Here is a 21,240-nt window from a genome sequence, read left to right as displayed (position 1 = left end):
ACAATGTTCGATATTCTAATGAGCCATACCCGGTAGCGTCAACTAACAGAAGGCAAATTTGCAATATTCTGATACATGTGTGACGGAGTATTTAGTTTGCTTCTTTCTAACCAACCCTTATTATAACAAGATAACTACAAACTCTTATCTTGAAAGAACCCGAAAGGATAATTATGAAACGTTTGTTTTCTCTTGTTGCTCTACTGATGGTTTCTGTGGCAATTACGCCAATCGCAGAAGCTAAAAAGTTTGGTGGCGGTAAGTCTTTTGGCAAAAGCTATAAAACTGCTCCTGCGCCTAAACAGCAGCAACAAAACACCAACACTGTTGGTAAAGACCAAACCACTAAAACTCAAAGCTCAAGCAAAAAAGGTCTAATGGGCGGCTTGCTGGGTGGTTTATTAGCGGGTGGTCTACTCGCCGCTTTCTTTGGCGGTGCGTTTGAAGGTATCCAGTTTATGGATATTCTCATTATCGGTCTGATCGCCTTTGTCATCTTTAAGTTGATGCGCGGCATGCTTGGAGCTAAACAAGGCAGCATGAACCAGCAGCGTCAACAGCCAGCATTCGGCGGTTCTGCGCCGAAATTCGAGCAACCTAATGTACACAACTTCGAGCAACCTCAACAAACGGGTTCTCAAGGTGGTTTTGGCTTTGGTTCGCAAACCGATGTGCCGCACAACTACCCACCGGGTTTTGACCATGCAGCGTTTATCAATGGCTCTCGTGAGCACTACCGTATCTTGCAAGGCGCTTGGAACCACAATCAGTTGGAAACAATCGAAGAGTACGTTTCTCCAAGTTTGTTCGCTGATCTAAAATCAGAACGAGCGAAACTTGAGGGCGAGCAGCATACTGATGTTATGTATGTTGATGCTGAAATTGTTCGTGCTGATTATGATGCTTCGAAAGCACAACTCAGCCTTCAATTTAGTGGTCGTTACCGTGATGCCGTGGAAGGCATTGAAGAAGATATCGCTGATATCTGGCACTTGGAGCATGATCTTACCACTCCGAATGCGCCATGGTTGATCGTTGGTATCCAAGGCTAACATTGATTGATAACGACAACGCCTGAGCTTTTCGCTTGGGCGTTTTTGTTTGTAGCCTAAGCTGAACGATTTTAGGCATGGGTAATTTAGATTGTTCAGTGGAGCGATTACTTGGTAGTATTTTTACACACCAACAATCATAACAAGGGTAGTAAAGTGGCTGAATTTAAATACAAAAACCTGTCTCAAGAAGAGCAAGATAAGCTAGACGCCGCGACATTTCGTCGCTTGTTGGCACACCTTGATGACAATAAAGATGTGCAAAATATCGACCTGATGATTCTTGCGGGTTTCTGCCGTAATTGTTTTAGCAAATGGTACAAAGCAGAAGCGGATAATCAAGGTTTAGATTTGGATATTGATGACGCGCGTGAACGTGTTTACGGCATGACTTACAATGAGTGGAAACAAAATCATCAACCGAAAGCAACGCCAGAGCAGCTTGCAGCCTTCGAAGCTCGTCAGAAGAAGTAACATTTCTTAGAGTACAGATAATAAAAAACAGCCCGCGAACTGAGTGGGCTGTTTCTGTATTTAAAGTCTGATTTTATTCAGTGATTGGACCGCAGCATGCAGCTTCAACGCAGCCTTTCGACTGAATAATTTCAAGTTGTGCTAGGTAAGGCTGAATGTCGCCAATGTTCTCTTTTATCCATTCTGCATTGTAGTAAGTGTCGAGGTAGCGTTCACCAGAATCACACAACAGTGTCACGATTGATCCTGTTTCACCTCGTTGCTTCATTTCACATGCAAGCTGGAGAACCCCGTATAGGTTAGTACCTGTTGATGCACCCACTTTACGGCCAATCAAACCAGACAACCAATGGGCGGTTGCAACGCTCGCAGCATCGTGGATTTTGCGCATTTCATCGACCACACCGGCAATAAAACTAGGCTCGACACGAGGACGACCGATCCCCTCAATTTTGCTGCCGTTTTCGCCTTTAAGCTCTGCGTTTCCAGAATTGAAATAATCAAAGAAAACGGAGTTTTCTGGGTCAACGACACATAGTTTTGTATCGTACTTTTGATAGCGAATAAAGCGGCCAATGGTAGCAGAGGTTCCCCCTGTGCCAGGGCTCATGACAACCCAACTTGGGATTGGGTGATCTTCGAGCTTCATTTGGCTAAAGATGGAATTGGCAATATTGTTGTTCCCACGCCAGTCTGTTGCGCGCTCGGCGTAGGTGAATTGATCCATATAGTGACCATTTAACTCTTTCGCTAGGCGACGAGATTCATCATATATTTGGTCTGAACGGTCAACCAGGTGCGCCTTACCACCGTAAAATTCAATCTGTTCTATTTTCTTGCGAGCAGTACATTTGGGCATTACAGCAACAAAAGGCAAACCAAGTAATCGTGCAAAGTAAGCTTCAGACACTGCAGTGCTGCCTGAAGATGCTTCAATGACCGTGGTTTCAGGACCAACCCATCCGTTACAAATCGCATAAAGAAACAGCGAACGAGCCAATCGGTGTTTGAGCGATCCTGTCGGGTGGGTACTTTCATCTTTGAGGTAGATATCGATGCCTTCAAGAGACGGCAGATCGAGCTTGAAAAGGTGAGTGTCTGCTGAACGTTGAAAATCAGCTTCGATTTTTCGTACTGCGTTATTAATCCAGTTGTGGTCTGTACACATAACTTGATTCCTCGAAAATCGTAGGGTAGTTGTTTTTATCTATGGCAATAATTTACCTCTAAGAAGAGAGAAAAACTTTGCTATTATTGTTTTTAAAATGTCTTATTGGAGAATAATTTTCTCCTAATCTGGTGCTTTGTGAAATGAACTTAGACAAGATAGATACGCAGATCCTTTCGTTGCTTCAATCCGACGGCACGCTCTCTCTCAATGAGTTAGCAGAGCACGTCAATCTAACGACAACTCCGTGTTGGAAACGGTTGAAAAAACTAGAAGATGAGGGCTACATAGAGAAGCGAGTCGCATTGCTGAATGCCGAAAAGCTCGACTTATCATTTATTGCCTTCGTACAACTGAAGACGAGTGACCATTCACACGAGTGGTACCACAATTTTGTTACCACCGTCAGCGAATTTCCTGAAGTGATGGAGTTCTATCGTATGGCTGGTGAGTACGATTACATGATGAAAGTCTTGGTGAAAGATATGAAGTGCTTTGATGAGTTTTATAAGCGAATGGTCAATAGCGTAAAAGGACTATCGAACGTAACTTCAACATTTGCTATGGAGCCAATCAAGTACACTACAGCGTTACCCATTAATGAAGGGTGAGTACTCGTATGCCTTATGTCGTTTGAACAGTTTACTAAACGGATGTAATCGTAGCTAATGATGAAAGCATTCAGTGTACGTTTAACGTCACTTTCTTGACGGTAACGTTTGCTTTTTCGTTCTTTCGGTAAAATGGGCAAACTTGGTGTGAATGTCATTTATTTTACTTATAAATCGTAGGAAATTTATTTGACTGGAATGTCAATAATTAGGCTGGTATCGAATAAAACATTGTATTATTATCGCCGTCATCGATGAATGTAAGAAAATGTTACAGAAAATGACAAGATATTATTCTCTCTTGCTGCTTGTGGCAGTGATCGCGGGATGTGGAGGCGGTGGAGGCGGCTCTTCATCATCCATTGTGAGTACACCGACTCAATCGACTCAACAGAGTCGAGCTCAACTCGAAGTTGAAGATACGTTGGTTGAATTCAGCCACGTGGGCGCGATTGTTCATGCGAAAATGAGCAATGTCTTCGGTACTATTGAATACCAAATTGTGGCAGCAGAGCCTGAAAATATGGTGCAAGTTAGTCAGTCTGGCCAACTTCAGATTTTGAAGCCGGGTATTGCTACCATTAAAGCGATTGATTCACCTTCTGGCTTCGCTGTTTCTGAAGCCGAGTTCACCGTGATGGTGAAAAAAGGCAACAACCCAGATTTAGTTGTTAATGAGCTCAATCTTAACGCGTTAAACGAAGATGGTGAGCGTTTAGTTGTACGTGGACAGCGGGGGCAATTGAGCTTTGAAGTCGTTGATGGTGGTGAGCATTTGGTTCGTGTGGATCAAAGCGGTCGCGTTTATGCGATTGGCGCCCAAGGTCAAGCGCAGATTCGGATCCATGATAACGGTGATGAGTACTACCGAGCACGTGATGTTTATGCCAACGTCAGTGTTTATCAGGTTGGTGCCGAACAATTACAGTTTGCGTCGCTAAGCCCTATTTATCGTGAAGGCTTAACGCTAGAACCTGTTCGACTGGATGATGTTGAGGTCGAGAGTCTGACTTTCAAGCTTGCAGACAGTAATGCCCAAAACGATGTTATAGAAATCCTTGATGAGAGCACAGGGTTATTGTTGGTTCACAATGCCGGGCAAGCTGAAATTGAGGTAACAGCAACCTACAGCCAAGGTTTTGTTCATCAACAACAAACAGCCAGCTTTGTAGTGAATGTTGCCAAGGGACAGCGCCAACCGCTCCATTCGGTTAACATCTCTGCAAACTATAGTGTTAACCAATCGCTTTATCCACGGGTTAGTAATGCGAAAGGAGATTACTATTTTAATGTGGCCGAAGGGCAAGATGTTATTAGAGTATCTGAGAGTGGCAATGCTCTAATCATCCAAGGCGTGGGGCAAGCGAAGATAGACATAATTGAACGTGAGATGCGCAATTTTCCTGCGACTCAAACTCAAATTACCGTTGATATTGACGCCGCGCCGCACCCACTCATAAAAAATGTCGATATTGCGCTTACTTACCAAAACTCACTAACTGTTCCACTGCAATTTTCCGGTCAGAAAGGCAAGCTCACTATAGTCGGTTCAGTTCCTGATGGGCTGCAAATTGGGGCGGATAAAATCTACGTAAACCGAGCAGGTAACTACTCGTTGCGTTTTGAAGACGATGGTGGCGAGTACTACCGACCAACGCAGTTTGATGTAGACATTGATATCGCTAAGGCCAAAGGTTCTGCGATGCCAGTAAAAGACTATGAGGTGGTGTACAGCGTAAATCATCAATTCCACTTATTGCCTGACTTTGATTTACTCGCTTCCGGTGATGTGATCGAAGTACTTCATAACAGTCAACCAAGTGTAGCTGACGCTATCGCTAATGGTGTCGTTCACGTGTACAAAGCGGGTGAGACGACCTTAACGCTGCGCCGCAAAGAAAGTCAGAACTATACTGCGGGGCCAGAGCAAGCAGTCACTTTCACTATATTGAGTGCGCCAAGTCGAATTAAGGTTAGCTCTGATGTTGAAGATAATTGGAACCCGCTAAAGCCATTGATAACCAAACCAACGATTACTGGGATAGTTGGTCAGGTTAGTTATGCCTTCGCGCAAGGAGCTTCAACCGATGTCGTTTCTTTAGACGCCGATTCTGGTGAAATGCACATTCTCAATGCGGGCAGTACAAGAATCGTTGTCTCTGATTCGGGAAATGAGCAGTATTCCGCTGGGCATGCAAGTTTTACCGTTACGGTTAAGCCGATTGAGAGTCGTGCAACCATTACCTATCCAGAAGCGATCTTTGGTTCTGATCTCAACCTGCATCCAGTTTTGAATGGTCAAGGTGTTGATGCAGTCTATCGGTTGATTAATCAGGCTTCACCATCAGTAGAAATGGTTTCAAAGAGCGGTGATCTAAAGGTACTCCATGCGGGGAACTACACCGTTGAGGCGACTTTAACAGGACGTAACTACCAGCCTAAAAAAGTGATCTATCAGGGCACGATTAAAAAGGCGGAACATCCTGGTCTGCCTGCAACTCGCCAAGAAGTAGAATTTGAACCATTCAAATCGGTGACGCTAGATTTTGGGGAAGCAAAAGGTAAGCGTGTTTTTGAACTTGCTAATACAAGTAGTGAACGTATGGCGACGCTTGATCAAGCGCGTGGTGTTATTACATTAAAAGGCTATGACTCTGGTCGTCCTATACAGATTCGAATTTCAGAAGAAGAGACTCGTGACTATCATGCGATGCCCGAAACCTTAGTGACAGTAGTTCTCAACCTTGCCGATTCAGGAGTGGCGGATAAGTACACTCATTTAACCAGTCAACAAACCATTGTGATCAGTGAATTAAATGCGCAACGTTTTGCAAATTTAGAAGAGAGTGAGTTCGGGATTATGGGAGCGCGCTTGCTGCGTGAACCTACCGATGCCGAGCTAGTTGAGCATGGAGAAGGTAAAGTTGCTTGGTTATTGATGAAACCGAAAGGCAGTGACGACTTAGCGGAAGCTCGCCCGGTATGGCTGCATATTGGTCGCTTCGATGGATGCAGCTCAGTGCTTGATCCTGATGATCCTAGACCATTACTAGCAATTGATTATTCCGCGGAAGGTTATTGCAAAACCGGTGCGACCATCCGTATGACTCGTTATTTGGTTATCGAAGACAGTAAGCTCGAAAAGGGAACCGAATATGAATTGGTTAGCCCGTTGATTCAGTACCGACGCGGATATCGTGAGTTTGCAGCCAGTAAGTTAGGCGGGCAGTATGCAGAGCCAGGAGTGATATATGGTGAAGGTGAGTACGGCTTTCCAGATAGCATGTATGAGTGGTCTGTAGTCACCTTTGATTATCAGACAAACTAGTTAAAGGGAGTGCTCAGCACTCCTTTAACTATCGAGCCGCTGTCTATTGAGTAAAGCGCATTACGCCTTCTTGTACAGCAGTGGCAACAAGGTGACCCTCTCGATTGTAGATTTCACCGCGCACCAAACCTCGAGTGTTGCTTGCCGTTGGGCTTTCGATGACGTAAAGCAGCCACTCATCCATTTTGAACGGTCGGTGGAACCAGATAGAGTGGTCAATGGTTGCAACCTGAAAGTTCGGTGTCATCAAAGAAACACCATGCGGGTGCAGTGCAGTAACCAAGAATCCCCAATCAGACGCATAACCAAGCAAGTATTGATGAATCAACTGATTATCAGGCATCTCACCATTTGCCCGAATCCACAAGTACTGTTTTGGTTCCACTTTTTTAGGGTTGAGTGGGTTAACGACTGTGACAGGCCGCATTTCAATAGGTTTTTCACCACAGAAGGCTTTCTTGATTTTTTCTGGCAAGTACTCTTCGATTCTTGCCGCTAACTCGGATTCCGACGCGAAATTCTCCGGCCCTGGAATCTCAGGCATACTGTTTTGGTGCTCGAAGCCCGGTGCTTCACCGTGATAGGAGGCGGTAAGATAAAAAATAGGGCGCCCGTTTTGGATTGCTTTTACACGTCGCGTGCTGAAGCTTTTACCATCACGAAGGTTTTCCACATCATAGATAATTGGCTTTTCAGGATCTCCTGGATAGAGAAAATAGCTGTGGAACGAGTGTACGGTGCGCTCTGGCTCGACCGTGTAGCGAGCGGCTGATAACGCTTGGCCGATCACTTGCCCCCCATATACCTGAGGCAGTCCTAAGTTTTCACTTTGGCCACGAAAAAGACCTTCTTCTAGTTTTTCTAACTGCAACAAATTGAGCAGTTCGTTCAACGGTTTACTCATACGTTGGCCCTTATTGTTCATGATACCTAACATTTTATGCAATAAGTGATTGTAGAAACAACTGTTTGAGTTAATTGTCAGCAAGAACCAAGTTGCGTAAAGAATCTGTCAACTGACGAGCGATAGTAATGACAGTTAGATAAACCCTACCTATAATCTGCGTGAATTTACCTTCAGGAGAGGCTTTAATGAAAAAAGCACTATTTGCAATAATGTCAGTGGTTCTAGGCGCGGTTTTGGTTGGGTGTCAGTCACCGAATGAAGAGGTAGAGCAAGCGCAGATTCAATCGATCACAGGTACAGTCGCTTACAGAGAGCGAATTGCTTTGCCGGACGATGCATTGGTAACGGTGACACTTCAAGATATCTCTCTTGCGGATGCACCCGCGAAAGTAATCGCTAAACACCGTTTTGAAACAAATGGCGCGCAAGTTCCATTTGCATTTGATTTGGCGTATGACAGCGCAAAGATTGACCCAAAACATAGATACAGCGTAAGCGCTCGTATTGAAGTGAATGGTCAACTTCGTTTTATCACGGATACCTCTTACCCAGTGATCACAGTTGAAGCTAACAGCGACAACGTTGCGTTGATGCTCATCGGAGTCAACTAATCCGAATTTATTGATGGCAGCGTTATGGCTGCCATCGATAGATCTTCAAGCGCACCTTCCCATCATTCGTTACGTCGACTCCTTCCTCTATCAGGGCATTGCGTTGACGAACCAAATCTTCTCCTTTTAATGAGATTTTTCCTTGGCTGTTAATTACTCGATGCCATGGGAGTTTGCTGCCAGTTGGGAGTTTATTTAGGGCTTTGCCAACATGGCGTGCATAGCCAGGATAACCTGCCAATTTTGCGACCTCACCGTAAGTTGTTACTTTCCCACATGGAATTTGGTGAATTACAGCAAAGATTTGCATCAGAAATTGGTCCATAATCTTTAAGTCCTAGTTCAGTTTTCCAAGGAATGGAGTAAGGAGAGGGCATGGTATTTTCTACATTTCAGTTCTTAATAACAACTTTGTTAGCGATTGTCTGTGCACGTGCGATCAGTTTAAGTGAAGGTGATATTCCTGTTTTAGCTTTACTCATTCCCGCGCTATGGATTTTACCTCAAGGTGGTGTCTCCGGTTTAGTATTAATGGCCGCGATGACCACTTATGGGCTAACACTTCCTCATCAACCTATCGCCCTGTCTGTTAGCGTTTGGGTGCTGTTCCCCTTACTTATGGTTGTGTTCTCAAAGCGAAGCAGCATTGGTGTTGTGTTGACCGCTGCTCTAATCGTTCTGACGCTTCAAGTCGGCATTATGGTTACACAAGCATCGGGTAAACTGGCTGGCGAGGCCATCGTGACTGTTGTTCAAACACTGTCGGTGATTGCAACATGGTGGGCTGCTGCACATTGGAGTCGCTCGACAACCCATCGCTGGTGGGCGCTTTTCCTCGTCTTCCCAATGTGGATTGCTGGGCTCCCCTATGCGGCGCTGTTAGCGCTTTGTGTCACTGGCATCATGGCATCAATGGAGAGCCTCTCGCGTCTTAAGTCCTTCAAGTGGACCAAACTATTATGCTGGACGTTACCAACGGTTGGTTTCGCCGCCTTAGTAGTTTCTCCCAACATCGATGTTCCTAACCCTGTTTTTGTTGTCTGGCTTTGCTTATTGGGCACCGCATGGATGACAGATTATATTTTACGCAGTGCGGAAGAAGAGTCAGGCATATAAATAGTCAATTATAGTTCTCACTATATGCAGTTGGCATATGCACTTATGTGTGTCAGAATTGCGCATTATTTGCTCGTCTTAACAAGTGGTGTAAAAATTTAACATTTCAAGTGGTTCATTGTTCACTAATTTCCAACGGAAGGAACAAGAGTGTTTGAACGTTCGTTATTTTTTAAATCATATAGGCAGAGTCGTGTAGAAATCATAATTATTCAGGTAGGATTCGGCTAGGATGGCTTACTTTTGGCGCCTGTGGTGCATATGTTGTTTTGTGATGTATGCGCACTCGGCGGTAGCGAGTACGAAATATAAAGTGGCGATGGAAGCGGACGATGTTGTGACTCGTATTCTATTTGATGCCATTTCAGATAAATTTGGACTTAACGTCGAATACGTCTATTACCCAAGTTTTAGCGCGATACTCAACGCAGTAAAGACGTCGGATGCTGACTTTGCTGCAAATGTGACCTTCACTGACGAAAGAGCACGCGATTTTGAATTTACTAGCCCAACCAACATAGAGTACACGTATCTCTACAGCCTCATTAATGCTGATCTAGAGCAGGTCAGTATAGTAGGCGTACCCGCTGGAACGATATACAAACAGCTGATAGCGGCCAACTATCCATCCATTGAACTCATCGAATACAGCGGCCATGAACATGCGAAGTCTTTAATTGAGTCACACCAAGTTGATGGTGTGGTTGATGCGATTAATCAACTCAAACCAATGCTGCTCGCTGGATTCGATGCTCAACTTCTAAATCATCAGTTGATGATCAAACCTGTCTCAATTATCTCGCCGAAAAACACGCACATGCCTCTGCTGACGAAAATTGAAGATTATGTACATAGCGCCGAGGTACAAAAACAACTAAGAGAAGCGGTAAAACAGTACCAATTTGATCTCCGAAAGCAGGCACTCCGTCAATCCGTCATCGACAGCAATATTAACTACCAGAAGCCCCTTAGAGTCAAAATAGAGGATATTGGTCAGTTTGCGAGTTATCGCCCTGATGGAGTTATATCAGGAATCACTGCAGATGTTGTGCAGCAAGCCTGCGCGATATTAATGTTGTCGTGCGATATTGTGAGTACAAAGGATGAGTCTTGGGAAAGCATGTACCACGATTTAATTGACCGGAAAATTGATTTGTTGTCTCCGATGGCGATATCGGAGAGTCGCAAAAACATTGCCTACTTCTCTGCTCCCTATTATTTCCCAAAAGCGATCCTAGTGAAAAGGGAAGGGTATAAAGAGGACGTTTACAGTAATGTGTCTGAACTCATCGCGGAACGAATCGGTGTGGTTAGAGACGACTTCTATCAAGAACTACTTTCACAGCGATTACCGAACAAAACACTGCATGCATTTTCGAGCGATGATGAGCTGTTTGATGCACTAATTAATGAGGAAATCGATTATTTGGCGGTGAGTCGCGCGAACTTCAACAAACGATTGCGAGACTCGGACTATGTCCTGCCTTTAGTGGAAGAGTCTTTGATCGGCAGCTATTACGAGTCACCGATAGCAATTGGGTTTGCGAAGAATGAGCTCGGTGCTTCTTTAGCCCCTTTGTTTACTCGAGCTCTTAAGATGATAGATGTCGAGAGAATTGTGTCTCAATACGACTATCAACCTAATTGGAAAGCGACACTTCAGGCTGAACAAGCCTTTTCTCGTAAAAGCCAAATTCTATTTATGTTAGTGCTTGGCTTTTTAGTGGTGGTGGCGATGTACTTGCACAGTCAATCAAACACTGACAACTTGACCCGTCTTAAGAATCGTCGAGCGCTGAAGCAAAAATACCGCAGTGGTGTAAACGGTGATGAAACTCTGATTTATCTCGATGTGAATAAGTTCAAGCAAATCAATGATACCTACGGGCATGAAGTGGGTGACCAAGTACTGCGCTGTGTGAGTGATCATATTGAGCGCTGTTGGCATGGTAGTAGCTACCGTATTGGTGGGGATGAATTCGTTCTGGTTGGAAAAATAGATTCGCCTCGTCTTGTTCAATTAAAACAGAGGTTGAGCACGATTCCATTTGTGTCGCACGACCGAAGTCTTTCGTTTAACGTGTCTTTGGCTTTCGGTGCTTCTGAAGCAGGGCGATCGTTTATGAGTTTACAAGAAGTCATGCACCAAGCCGATCTAGCAATGTATAAGCATAAACATACGCGCAGTGAATACGTTAAAACGAAAGAGGCGCGCTCAAAAGTTGTTTGTTTGAACTAATAGTGGTTACACACTAAGCAGTTGAATCAAAAACACCATTTTTTCGGTGATTCCGCTTGAAATAACGTAGGGGATGGCAGATAATCCTCGCACTCCTTAGCACAGCTAAGGAAACAAAATCTATGGAGGCCCTGGTCCTCCCGCAACAATAGCTCGTGAACTCGGTCAGGTCCGGAAGGAAGCAGCCGCAGCGAGTGACTTGTGTGCCGGGATGTGGCTGGGGTCTCCGCCCATTAAAAAGCCCGCACTTACATCGTAAGTGCGGGCTTTTTGCTTGTCTGCACTAAAAGTTTACTGCTTAGTCAAAGTAAGCGCGGCATTCGCTCTTGATGACATTGTTAAAAAAGTGCCAATTAACTGAGTTCGTATTGAGTCACTTAAGGCACTTTCTTAATAGTTAAGCCAGGCTAAAGTGATGTTGAAAGTCTGAAATAGTCACCAGGGTTGTCATGTAATACGGCTTTGTTGCGTAATTCGGACAGGAAACCAAACCGCCTGAATTGAGTAATTCCTATACAACATACTGAGTTTCAGGCATACCAAGCCCTGTAAGCTTGTTCAACGCTTTGATCATAGCGTAAGTCTCACCAACCTGAGCGTTGTAATTCCTTAGGCTTAGTTTCCCACCTAACAACTGTTTTACCCGATACATTGCTGTCTCTGAGAGCGAGCGCTTATGATAGCCATACCGCTTTTTCCACTTCTTGTTAGAGCCGTAGAGCTTCTGGCAACCTACTGCTAAGTTGCGAGGATGTCCTCGTTCCCAGAAGGCTGCCCCTTCTCGTGGCGGAATGAGCGGAACAGCTCGCTTGATCCGTATGGCATCATGGCAATTCCTTGTGTCATAAGCACCATCGCCTGATATCTCAATGATTTTACGACGTGTCTGCTTAAGCAAGTTAGGAAATACTTCCGCGTCGGTTACGTTAGATAAGCTCAGCTCTGCTGCGACTATTTCGTGTGTGCTAGTATCTACTGCGATATGCAGCTTACGCCAAAGCCTACGCTTGCCGTCAGTACCATGCTTCTTGACCTTCCATTCTCCTTCGCCATAAACCTTGAGGCCAGTGGCATCAATGGCTAGGTGTTGTATCGCACCTCTGGTTTTAGTTTTAAATGAAACCTCAACTTCCTTAGCTCGACGGCTTATACAGGTGTAGTGGGGACAAACTAGCGGGATGTTAGCCAGCTTAAATACCGAGTCTAGAAATCCTTGCAGTGCTCTCAACGGCATAGAGAATATGCGTTTCACCATCAGTGCAGTAGTAATGGCTAAGTCGCTGAATTGGCGAGGTCTGCCGCGCTTGCCTTGTTTTTTTTGCTTCCACTCGGCTATCGCTTCCTCATCAATCCAAAAGGTCAGAGAACCACGGTTTATTAGGCTTTGTTGTACTGCGTCCAGTTAGTAGTTTTGTAACGAGGTTTAGGCATGAGGCTAGGACAATTAATGGGTGTAGCCGATCAGATCGTAGCTTCTTGATTTAGTTCCATCGATTTAAGCAACAAAGCCGCTGTTATGCGAAGATATGAATGGACTGAGATAGTCGATACACTTCGAAATGAAACTTTGTCGGGAAGTGTATCTGATGTATATCCGACTAATGACTACGATTTTGTTAGGACTGGTCATAAGAGTACAACTGTTATTGATTTAAGAGGGTGTGCAGTGACTTGTGATTCCCCTTTGTTCAAGAGAGGTATAATGGGTGAAGAAAAATAGTATTTTACTTATAGTCATGTTTCTGTTTCTTGTTCTATATCCAGATTTCAAGCAGAAAGCCTTTATAGATAACAAAGCTCAAAATGAATACATAGAGTATTATGATAAGATGATGTTGGAGGGCTCTTTCAGTGAGGAGCAATTCCAAGAGTTTAAAATGAGGTCGGATGAATATGAGGAGCATGAAAACTCATATTTGAGTAAAGGGGTAGTGTTTGCGACGTTACTTTCTTTTCTATATTACACCGTGTTTTTGAGCCTCGCCTTTTTCTTTTTTAAAGCAAGGGATTATGTATCGTTTGCTTTGGCTGTCATTATGACATTTTCGCTGATGCTCTTGTAGCTAACCATTTTTTGCTTTATGAGCGATTTTTAGACTAGTAAAGCTTAGGTCTTAGCTTTACTTATTAATCCGATTCTAAAATGACAAGACCGAAGGTTATATGGTTTATTTATTGTACTTCTTACAGATTATTATCTTTGTACTATTTTCAGTTGTAGCTAAAGAAACATTTACACTATGGAAAAGCATGCATATAAGTACCGGAGGCAGGACGCCAGTATTTAGAATCTTTCTATGTGGTTTATTGATTCTTACTTCAATCAATGCCATTTCTTACTTGATTGATGAAGCATGTGCTACCGGTCGATATGATCTACCAGTAAAATGTAGCTCATCACCAAATCAATAAAACTTTTGTAATGCCCACAATATGTGGGCTTTATTCAGTCCTGAGCCGCGTGTATTCCAGATTCCAAACCTCTCGACTGATAAGCGCTTCACACTTTCCGAGTAACTAGCTTTCAGGTATTTGACTGATAGATTCTGGCTTTAGGGTTAAATTTTACTTCCTCAAACTGCATGAAGTCGTGCTGACATGCGGTGCATTTTCTTTCGTTTTATCGCTTCGAGTGTAGGAGCTAACTTACTTAACACCACACTTATAGGCCAGTTGCGTTACGGATTTCCCCATCTCATCCGGTATGTTTAGTAAAGGCGAACGTGGCCAAGGCATTGCCAGCACGTCTCCATACATTGAGTACTGAGTAACTCGGTACTTGTTACTTTACTGAGCAAGAGTCTGATGAAAAGGATTTTGTTAATAAGCCTAGGCTGGTTGGCGGTCATCTTGGGTTTCTTTGGTATCTTCTTACCTTTATTACCGACGGTTCCCTTTATTTTGTTGGCGATGTACTGCTTTGGTGCGTCGTCGTCACGCTTTTACCGTTGGCTGGAAACCAATAAATTGTTTGGTCCAGTCGTCGCCAGAATTCGGCGTGGGTTCGGCCTGACCTTGCGAGAGAAGGTGCGTATTATACTTTTCACTTGGACATCAATAGGGCTGACAGTCTGTTTTGTGACAGACAACGTGCACTTACGAATAATGTTGGTGGGAATCCTACTCATTCAGACGTGGTATATATCACGTGCTAAGACGTTTACCGAGCAAGAAGCAACGATGTGATTGAAAATTGCTAAAGGTACTGATGGTTTGGTGTTACACAGGTTATAAGGTGTACACACATTCTAGCTTGCCTAGGCGCTCTATGTTCCTGTCATTTTGGATTGTTGAGTGAAGAGAGTGGGCGATAGTGAATAATGCTACGTTTGACCTTAGTCTTTGGCAAAATGCATTAAACGTTGGGTGGTTTGAGGTTTAGCGTGTGGTTGAGCTTGAACCGATTGGATTGGCGCTATCTCACCCATAAGTGCTGTAAGCAAATCGTCATTAAGCCTCACCGCGTTCTACGCAGTTAGAAATCATAGCGGCCATTGTTTCTCTATAAATGTAAATTCTTCTCTGCCGTCTACTTTTTCTTGTTGTATTAGCGCTGGCTCTCTCGGTTTAGAAAGGGGAGAGATCGTGCGAGCGGTTTCCAACCATAAAGATTGTCTATTATTTCATCTTCTCTTTATTGGTGTTGAAAAAGTCAACGAACCACTAGAGTGATTCTCCTCACATTTCGTCTGATCAGACGAGAGGAATGTAGTTAATTGTTATCTGCTTTACATACTTAATGTTAATTTTTCCGCACAATATCTAGCACAAGATGCTACGAGCTAGTGTCTTTATAGATAAATTGGCACGTCAATCTGGGTCTCAGAAATATCTCAATCAAATATTCTGATTTTATTTATTTTGATGGTGTTTTTTGCCGAATTGTTGAAGTAATCGGAGAATTATACGATTTTTTGCTACATTTTTATGGCAAATTACTTCAATGATTGATAATGTGTGCCGCAATCTTTGTGAGGTTTTAGGTTTTTGTGCTTATTTTTTGCGCTAAATAAATCTAAATCACTGTCCGTTCTAGTGAACTTGCAAAGAAGTCATGGATGCAAATGAAAAACTTGGAGTTTTAAGCATGTATAAGAACAAAATCACTCAAGCCCTTCTTTTAGGTGCTGGTCTAGCAGTGGCAGCAACCTCTACCGCAACTCTTGCAGCTGATGTTCCAGCTGACGTAAAACTAGCAGATAAGCAAGAACTGGTACGTGGTAACGGTACTGAAGTTGCGACAATCGACCCACACAAATCTCAAGGTGTTCCAGAATCACACGTTATTCGTGATATCCTTGAAGGCTTGGTGAATCAAGATGCAGAAGGCAACACTATCCCAGGTGTCGCTGAGTCTTGGGAAACAGCAGATAACAAAACTTTCACTTTCAAACTTCGCAAAGACGCTAAATGGTCTAACGGCGACCCTGTAACAGCAGGCGATTTCGTTTACTCTTTCCAACGCGCAGTAGACCCGTCGACAGCTTCTCCTTACTCTTGGTACATGGAATACACCAAGATGAAGAATGCTAAAGACATCGTTGCAGGCAAGAAAGATAAAGCTGAACTAGGTGTTAAAGCTGTAGACGACCACACGCTAGTGGTTGAGCTAGAAACAGCAGTACCATACTTCGTAATGATGACTGGCCATACAACAATGAAACCAGTTCATAAAGCGACAGTAGAGAAGTTCGGCGATCAGTGGACTAAACCTGAGAACTTCGTTGGTAACGGCGCGTTTGTTGTAAACAAATGGGTTGTGAACGAGCGCCTAGAACTTAAGCGTAATGAACAGTACTGGGATAACGCTGATACAGTTCTAAACAAGGTTACATTCCTACCAATCGAGAACGCGGTTGCAGAAATGAACCGTTTCCTTTCAGGTGAAATTGACTTCACTTCTACTCTTCCGACAGAGCACTTCAAGCGCTTGAAGAAAGAGCATCCAGAATCTGTATCTGTTGAAGGTAGCCTATGTACTTACTACTACTCATTCAACACGAAGAAGAAGCCATTTGATGACGTACGTGTTCGTAAAGCGATCTCTTACGCTATCGACCGTAATATCGTAACTGATGCAATTCTTGCTCAAGGTCAAAAGCCAGCTTACTTCCTAACTCCGGAAATCACAGCGAACTTCAACCCAGAGCTACCAGCATACGGTCAAATGTCTCAAAAAGATCGTAACGCGGAAGCGGCTCGTCTACTAGCTGAAGCAGGCTACGGCAAAGACAACCCACTTAAGTTTACTCTTCTATACAACACTAACGAAAACCACAAGAAGATTGCGGTAGCACTTGGTTCAATGTGGAAGAAGACTCTAGGTCTAGACGTTACTCTAGAAAACCAAGAGTGGAAAACTTACCTATCTACGAAAGATCAAGGTGACTTCGAAGTATCACGCGCAGGTTGGTGTGGTGACTACAACGAAGCGTCTTCATTCCTAACGCTAATGGTAAGCAAGAACACAACTGGCGGTCAGCACTGGGGCAATAAAGATTACGATGCGCTAATCGACAAAGCTCTAAACTCGACTTCAGAAGAAGAGCGTACAGCTCTTTACCTAGAAGCTGAGAAGCTAATGGCTAAAGATATGCCAATCGCACCTATCTACCAGTACGTACGTTCTCGTCTACTAAACCCACACGTTGGTGGTTTCCCATCAGCGAACGCGGAAGAGAAGATCTACTCAAAAGATCTTTACATCAAAGCTCAATAATCTGAGCAGATAGAACTATAAAAACTAGGCTCTGCATGTGAGAAGTCGCATGCAGCGCCTCTCTTCAATCTAAATTCGTTGGATTGAGGATTTCTTTAATTTAAATGTCACAGACTGAAAGAGTGAGTTTATGCTTAAATTCATCGCAAAAAGGATATTTGAGGCGATCCCAACAATGTTGGTATTGATCACCGTATCTTTCTTTCTCATGCGCTTTGCGCCTGGTAACCCTTTTTCAAGCGAAAAACCGTTGCCACCTGAAGTAATGGCTAATATCGAAGCTAAATATGGCCTTGATAAGCCTGTTTTTGAACAGTACACAACCTATCTATTTAATGTGGTTCAAGGGGACTTTGGTCCTTCATTTAAGTACCTTGATTACTCGGTAAACGAGCTAATCTCTGTTGCACTACCAGTTTCAGCTAAAGTGGGCTTTATCGCCTTTATCTTTACTGTGCTTATGGGCGTGACGGTAGGTACGATAGCGGCCTTGAAGCACAACACGTGGGTCGACTACACCATTATGTCTACCGCGATGATAGGTGTTGTTATGCCGTCGTTTGTACTCGCACCAGCGCTAATCTATCTGTTCTCACTGCACTGGAATTTATTCCCGGCTGGCGGTTGGCATGACGGTAGTGCCAAATATCTTGTCTTACCTGTAATCGGTATGTCACTCCTCTACGTTGCAACATTTGCACGTATTACGCGTGGTTCGATGATCGAAACGCTAAACAGTAACTTTATCCGTACTGCTCGTGCGAAAGGTCTGAGCTACCGTTACATCGTTGTTAAACACGCGCTTAAACCAGCACTTCTACCTGTAGTTTCTTACATGGGCCCAGCATTTGTAGGCATCATCACAGGTTCGGTTGTCATTGAAACGATCTTCGGACTTCCGGGTATCGGTAAGCTGTTTGTTAACGCTGCCTTTAACCGTGACTACTCGCTAGTAATGGGTGTGACCATCTTGATTGGTTTCCTATTTATTCTATTCAACGCGATCGTTGATATTTTACTAGCAATGATTGACCCGAAAATTCGCTACTAACAGGGAAGTTTGGTTATGTTAACGAAAAAAGAGAATTTAGAAGCGGTCGAAAAATTTGCAGAAAATCTGGAAATTGAAGGCCGTAGTTTATGGCAAGACGCCCGTATCCGCTTTATGCGTAATAAAGCGGCAATGGTGAGTCTGTTTCTACTGACGTTGATGACGCTCGCCGTTATCTTCTTGCCAATGATCGCACCTTACACATTTGACGATACCGACTGGTATTCAATGCACGTTGGTCCAAATGCGGAGCACTGGTTTGGTACCGATAGCTTAGGACGTGATTTGTATGTACGTACCCTAGTTGGTGGTCGAATCTCACTGATGGTAGGTGTAATGGGCGCATTTGTAGCGGTACTGATTGGTACCCTATATGGTGCGGCGTCGGGCTTTATCGGTGGTAAAGTTGACCGCATTATGATGCGTATTCTAGAAATCCTTTACGCTGTACCTTTCATGTTCCTAGTTATCGTACTAGTAACGTTCTTCGGTCGTAACATTGTTCTTATCTTTGTTGCTATCGGTGCAATTGCTTGGTTAGACATGGCGCGTATCGTACGTGGTCAGACGTTGAGCCTGCGTAGCAAAGAGTTCATCGAAGCGGCGCACGTTTGTGGTGTGAGTAAGTGGAAGATCATCACTCGCCATATCGTTCCAAACGTATTGGGTATTGTTGCGGTTTACTCTACGCTTCTAATCCCGAGCATGATTCTTACTGAATCGTTCTTATCATTCCTTGGTCTTGGTGTTCAGGAGCCAATGACAAGTTGGGGCGCGCTTCTTCAAGAAGGTTCGCAAACAATGGAAGTAGCAATCTGGCAGTTGGCATTCCCAGCAGCGTTCATGGTTGTGACACTATTCTGCTTCAACTATGTTGGTGACGGCCTGCGCGATGCGCTGGATCCAAAAGACAGATAATTAAAAAGCAATAAATTACAAAATCTATAAAAAAGATTAAGGAAGCAATGATGAGCTTATTAGATGTCAAAGATCTGCGAGTCGAATTTACCACGCAAGATGGTATCGTCACCGCAGTCAACGATTTAAACTTTTCTCTGAATCAGGGCGAGACATTAGGTATCGTAGGTGAGTCTGGTTCAGGTAAATCACAAACTGTTTTCGCTATCATGGGACTACTGGCTAAGAACGGTATTATCTCTGGTAGTGCGAAATTTGAAGGCAATGAAATTCTTAACCTTCCAGAAAGTGCGTTAAACAAAGTACGCGCTGAACAGATAGCAATGATCTTCCAAGACCCAATGACGTCACTAAACCCTTACATGAAGGTTAGTGACCAATTGATGGAAGTTCTAATGCTGCACAAAGGCATGGGCAAAGCAGAAGCGTTCGAAGAGTCTGTTCGTATGCTTGAAGCAGTAAAAATCCCAGAAGCTCGTAAGCGTATTACTATGTACCCACACGAGTTCTCGGGCGGTATGCGTCAGCGTGTGATGATCGCAATGGCACTGTTATGTCGTCCCAAACTGCTTATTGCTGATGAACCAACAACAGCATTGGATGTAACAGTACAGGCACAGATCATGGAACTGTTGAATGAGCTTAAGAGCGAGTTCAATACAGCCATCATTATGATTACCCACGACCTAGGGGTAGTAGCTGGCTCATGTGACAAAGTACTTGTGATGTACGCAGGCCGTACGATGGAGTACGGTACGGTTGATGAAATATTCTACAACCCAAGCCACCCTTACGCAGAAGGGCTGCTAAAAGCGATCCCTCGTTTAGATACGGAAGGTGAGATTCTTCCGACAATTCCAGGTAACCCGCCTAACTTACTTCGTTTACCAACAGGCTGCCCATACCAAGAGCGCTGTCACCGAGTAATGGATCGTTGTAAGCAGGAAGCACCAATCTTGACGCCATTTGGTGATGGTCGTCAGCGTGCATGTTTTTCAGAGTGGGAGGCTTGGAAAAAATGAGTATTGATAAGAACCTAATCCTAGACGTTAAAGATCTTAAAGTTCACTTTAGCATTGCAGCAAAATCGGCATGGCCTTGGACAAAGCCTTCAAATCTGAAAGCCGTAGACGGCGTTAACGTGCGCCTCTATGAAGGTGAAACTTTAGGGGTTGTAGGCGAATCCGGTTGTGGTAAATCGACGTTTGCTCGCGCGATCATTGGTCTTGTTGAAGCGACTGATGGTGATGTACTTTGGCTAGGTCAAGACCTAACGAAGATGAAGGAAGTGCAGCGCCGTGAAACGCGCAAAGAGATCCAGATGATTTTCCAGGATCCGCTTGCATCATTGAACCCGCGTATGACAGTCGGCGATATCATTGCTGAGCCTCTAGAAACTTTCTATCCAGAGCTTTCTAAAGACGAAGTCAAAGATCGTGTAAAAGAGATGATGGCAAAAGTTGGTCTGCTTCCAAACGTAATCAACCGTTACCCACATGAGTTCTCAGGCGGTCAGTGTCAGCGTATCGGTATTGCACGTGCACTGATCCTTAAACCTAAGATGATCATTTGTGACGAACCAGTCTCTGCACTTGACGTGTCGATTCAAGCTCAGGTTGTGAACCTACTGAAAGAACTGCAAAAAGAACTGGGTCTATCGCTAGTCTTCATTGCCCACGATTTGTCTGTGGTGAAACATATCTCTGACCGTGTTCTAGTGATGTACTTGGGCAACGCGGTAGAGTTGGGTGAAGCTGAAGCGCTGTTTGCTGACCCTAAGCACCCATACACGCGTGCACTAATGTCAGCGGTTCCAATTCCAGATCCAAAACTCGAGCGCAATAAGCATATTGAGATGCTAGAAGGCGACCTTCCTTCGCCTATCAACCCGCCGTCAGGCTGTGTATTCCGAACTCGTTGCCCTCAAGCAACAGAAGCATGTGCACAAACTAAGCCGACGATCGAAGGTAGTGACGTTCACGCGGTATCGTGTCTCCAAGTTAGCGTGTAAGTAATTCAGCCTGTGACGGGCTCAAGCGCGGCATC

At 44.2% G+C, this 21,240-nt stretch carries 17 protein-coding genes, 1 other RNA gene and 1 pseudogene; 15 read left to right on the top strand and 4 right to left on the bottom strand.

The window, feature by feature from the left end:
* Window positions 1-173: 173 nt before the first annotated feature.
* The gene (locus tag OH458_RS01420) at window positions 174-1,052 is read left to right on the top strand and encodes a Tim44 domain-containing protein (RefSeq protein WP_269977038.1); all 879 of its coding nucleotides are present in this window, start codon (window positions 174-176) and stop codon (window positions 1,050-1,052) included.
* A gap of 156 nt (window positions 1,053-1,208) precedes the next feature.
* Complete coding sequence (locus OH458_RS01415; protein ID WP_269977037.1) at window positions 1,209-1,526, top strand: DUF1244 domain-containing protein; 318 nt, start codon at window positions 1,209-1,211, stop codon at window positions 1,524-1,526.
* Window positions 1,527-1,599: 73 nt separating this feature from the next.
* Here OH458_RS01415 and OH458_RS01410 read toward each other — a convergent pair whose 3' ends face one another.
* Window positions 1,600-2,694 (bottom strand): PLP-dependent cysteine synthase family protein, encoded by a 1,095-nt coding sequence (locus tag OH458_RS01410; RefSeq protein WP_269977036.1) that lies wholly within the window; start codon window positions 2,692-2,694, stop codon window positions 1,600-1,602.
* A 143-nt stretch (window positions 2,695-2,837) separates the two neighbouring features.
* Here OH458_RS01410 and OH458_RS01405 point away from each other — a divergent pair, with 143 nt between their 5' ends.
* Entirely contained in the window at window positions 2,838-3,305 is a 468-nt protein-coding gene (locus OH458_RS01405; RefSeq protein ID WP_269977035.1) for an Lrp/AsnC family transcriptional regulator, read from the top strand.
* Window positions 3,306-3,585: 280 nt separating this feature from the next.
* The gene (locus OH458_RS01400; RefSeq protein WP_269977034.1) at window positions 3,586-6,633 is read left to right on the top strand and encodes a cadherin repeat domain-containing protein; all 3,048 of its coding nucleotides are present in this window, start codon (window positions 3,586-3,588) and stop codon (window positions 6,631-6,633) included.
* 43 nt (window positions 6,634-6,676) lie between these two features.
* Here OH458_RS01400 and tesB read toward each other — a convergent pair whose 3' ends face one another.
* Window positions 6,677-7,537, bottom strand: a complete 861-nt coding sequence (gene tesB, locus OH458_RS01395) for an acyl-CoA thioesterase II (RefSeq protein ID WP_043887087.1) — start codon at window positions 7,535-7,537, stop codon at window positions 6,677-6,679.
* A gap of 188 nt (window positions 7,538-7,725) precedes the next feature.
* Between tesB and OH458_RS01390 the strand changes: the two genes are divergently transcribed.
* Window positions 7,726-8,151 (top strand): YbaY family lipoprotein, encoded by a 426-nt coding sequence (locus OH458_RS01390; RefSeq protein WP_269977033.1) that lies wholly within the window; start codon window positions 7,726-7,728, stop codon window positions 8,149-8,151.
* Window positions 8,152-8,173: 22 nt separating this feature from the next.
* On the opposite strand, the gene OH458_RS01385 is transcribed toward OH458_RS01390, so the two are convergent.
* Window positions 8,174-8,476, bottom strand: a complete 303-nt coding sequence (locus OH458_RS01385) for an MGMT family protein (protein WP_269977032.1) — start codon at window positions 8,474-8,476, stop codon at window positions 8,174-8,176.
* A 50-nt stretch (window positions 8,477-8,526) separates the two neighbouring features.
* Here OH458_RS01385 and OH458_RS01380 point away from each other — a divergent pair, with 50 nt between their 5' ends.
* From OH458_RS01380 to ffs, 3 genes are all read left to right on the top strand, one after another.
* A complete protein-coding gene (locus OH458_RS01380; RefSeq protein WP_038134170.1) occupies window positions 8,527-9,267 on the top strand; it encodes a hypothetical protein in 741 nt (246 codons plus the stop codon).
* Between the two features lie 274 nt (window positions 9,268-9,541).
* Complete coding sequence (locus OH458_RS01375) at window positions 9,542-11,506, top strand: GGDEF domain-containing protein (protein WP_269977391.1); 1,965 nt, start codon at window positions 9,542-9,544, stop codon at window positions 11,504-11,506.
* A gap of 129 nt (window positions 11,507-11,635) precedes the next feature.
* Window positions 11,636-11,732: signal recognition particle sRNA small type (ffs, locus tag OH458_RS01370), an RNA gene on the top strand.
* Between the two features lie 285 nt (window positions 11,733-12,017).
* Here ffs and OH458_RS01365 read toward each other — a convergent pair.
* Window positions 12,018-12,937 (bottom strand): annotated as a pseudogene (locus OH458_RS01365) (IS5 family transposase).
* Window positions 12,938-13,212: 275 nt separating this feature from the next.
* Here OH458_RS01365 and OH458_RS01360 point away from each other — a divergent pair.
* From OH458_RS01360 to oppF, 7 genes are all read left to right on the top strand, one after another.
* Window positions 13,213-13,569, top strand: coding sequence for a hypothetical protein (locus OH458_RS01360; protein ID WP_269977031.1), 357 nt, complete (start codon window positions 13,213-13,215; stop codon window positions 13,567-13,569).
* A gap of 742 nt (window positions 13,570-14,311) precedes the next feature.
* A complete protein-coding gene (locus OH458_RS01355) occupies window positions 14,312-14,692 on the top strand; it encodes a YbaN family protein (protein ID WP_269977030.1) in 381 nt (126 codons plus the stop codon).
* A gap of 901 nt (window positions 14,693-15,593) precedes the next feature.
* Entirely contained in the window at window positions 15,594-17,225 is a 1,632-nt protein-coding gene (locus OH458_RS01350) for an ABC transporter substrate-binding protein (protein ID WP_269977029.1), read from the top strand.
* Between the two features lie 130 nt (window positions 17,226-17,355).
* Entirely contained in the window at window positions 17,356-18,276 is a 921-nt protein-coding gene (oppB, locus tag OH458_RS01345; RefSeq protein ID WP_005472942.1) for an oligopeptide ABC transporter permease OppB, read from the top strand.
* 15 nt (window positions 18,277-18,291) lie between these two features.
* On the top strand, window positions 18,292-19,194 hold the full coding sequence (gene oppC, locus OH458_RS01340; protein WP_269977028.1) for an oligopeptide ABC transporter permease OppC: 903 nt from the start codon (window positions 18,292-18,294) through the stop codon (window positions 19,192-19,194).
* A gap of 50 nt (window positions 19,195-19,244) precedes the next feature.
* Window positions 19,245-20,216, top strand: a complete 972-nt coding sequence (locus OH458_RS01335) for an ABC transporter ATP-binding protein (RefSeq protein WP_038134175.1) — start codon at window positions 19,245-19,247, stop codon at window positions 20,214-20,216.
* Window positions 20,213-21,205: a murein tripeptide/oligopeptide ABC transporter ATP binding protein OppF gene (gene oppF, locus OH458_RS01330; protein WP_269977027.1), complete on the top strand. Its 993-nt coding sequence runs from the start codon at window positions 20,213-20,215 to the stop codon at window positions 21,203-21,205. Before OH458_RS01335 ends, oppF begins: the two co-directional genes overlap by 4 nt.
* Window positions 21,206-21,240: the final 35 nt, after the last annotated feature.

This window comes from Vibrio sp. MarTm2 (genome assembly GCF_027587055.1).
In the GTDB taxonomy this organism is placed as follows: domain Bacteria; phylum Pseudomonadota; class Gammaproteobacteria; order Enterobacterales; family Vibrionaceae; genus Vibrio; species Vibrio sinaloensis_D.
This window is presented reverse-complemented; position numbering and strand designations above follow the sequence as displayed.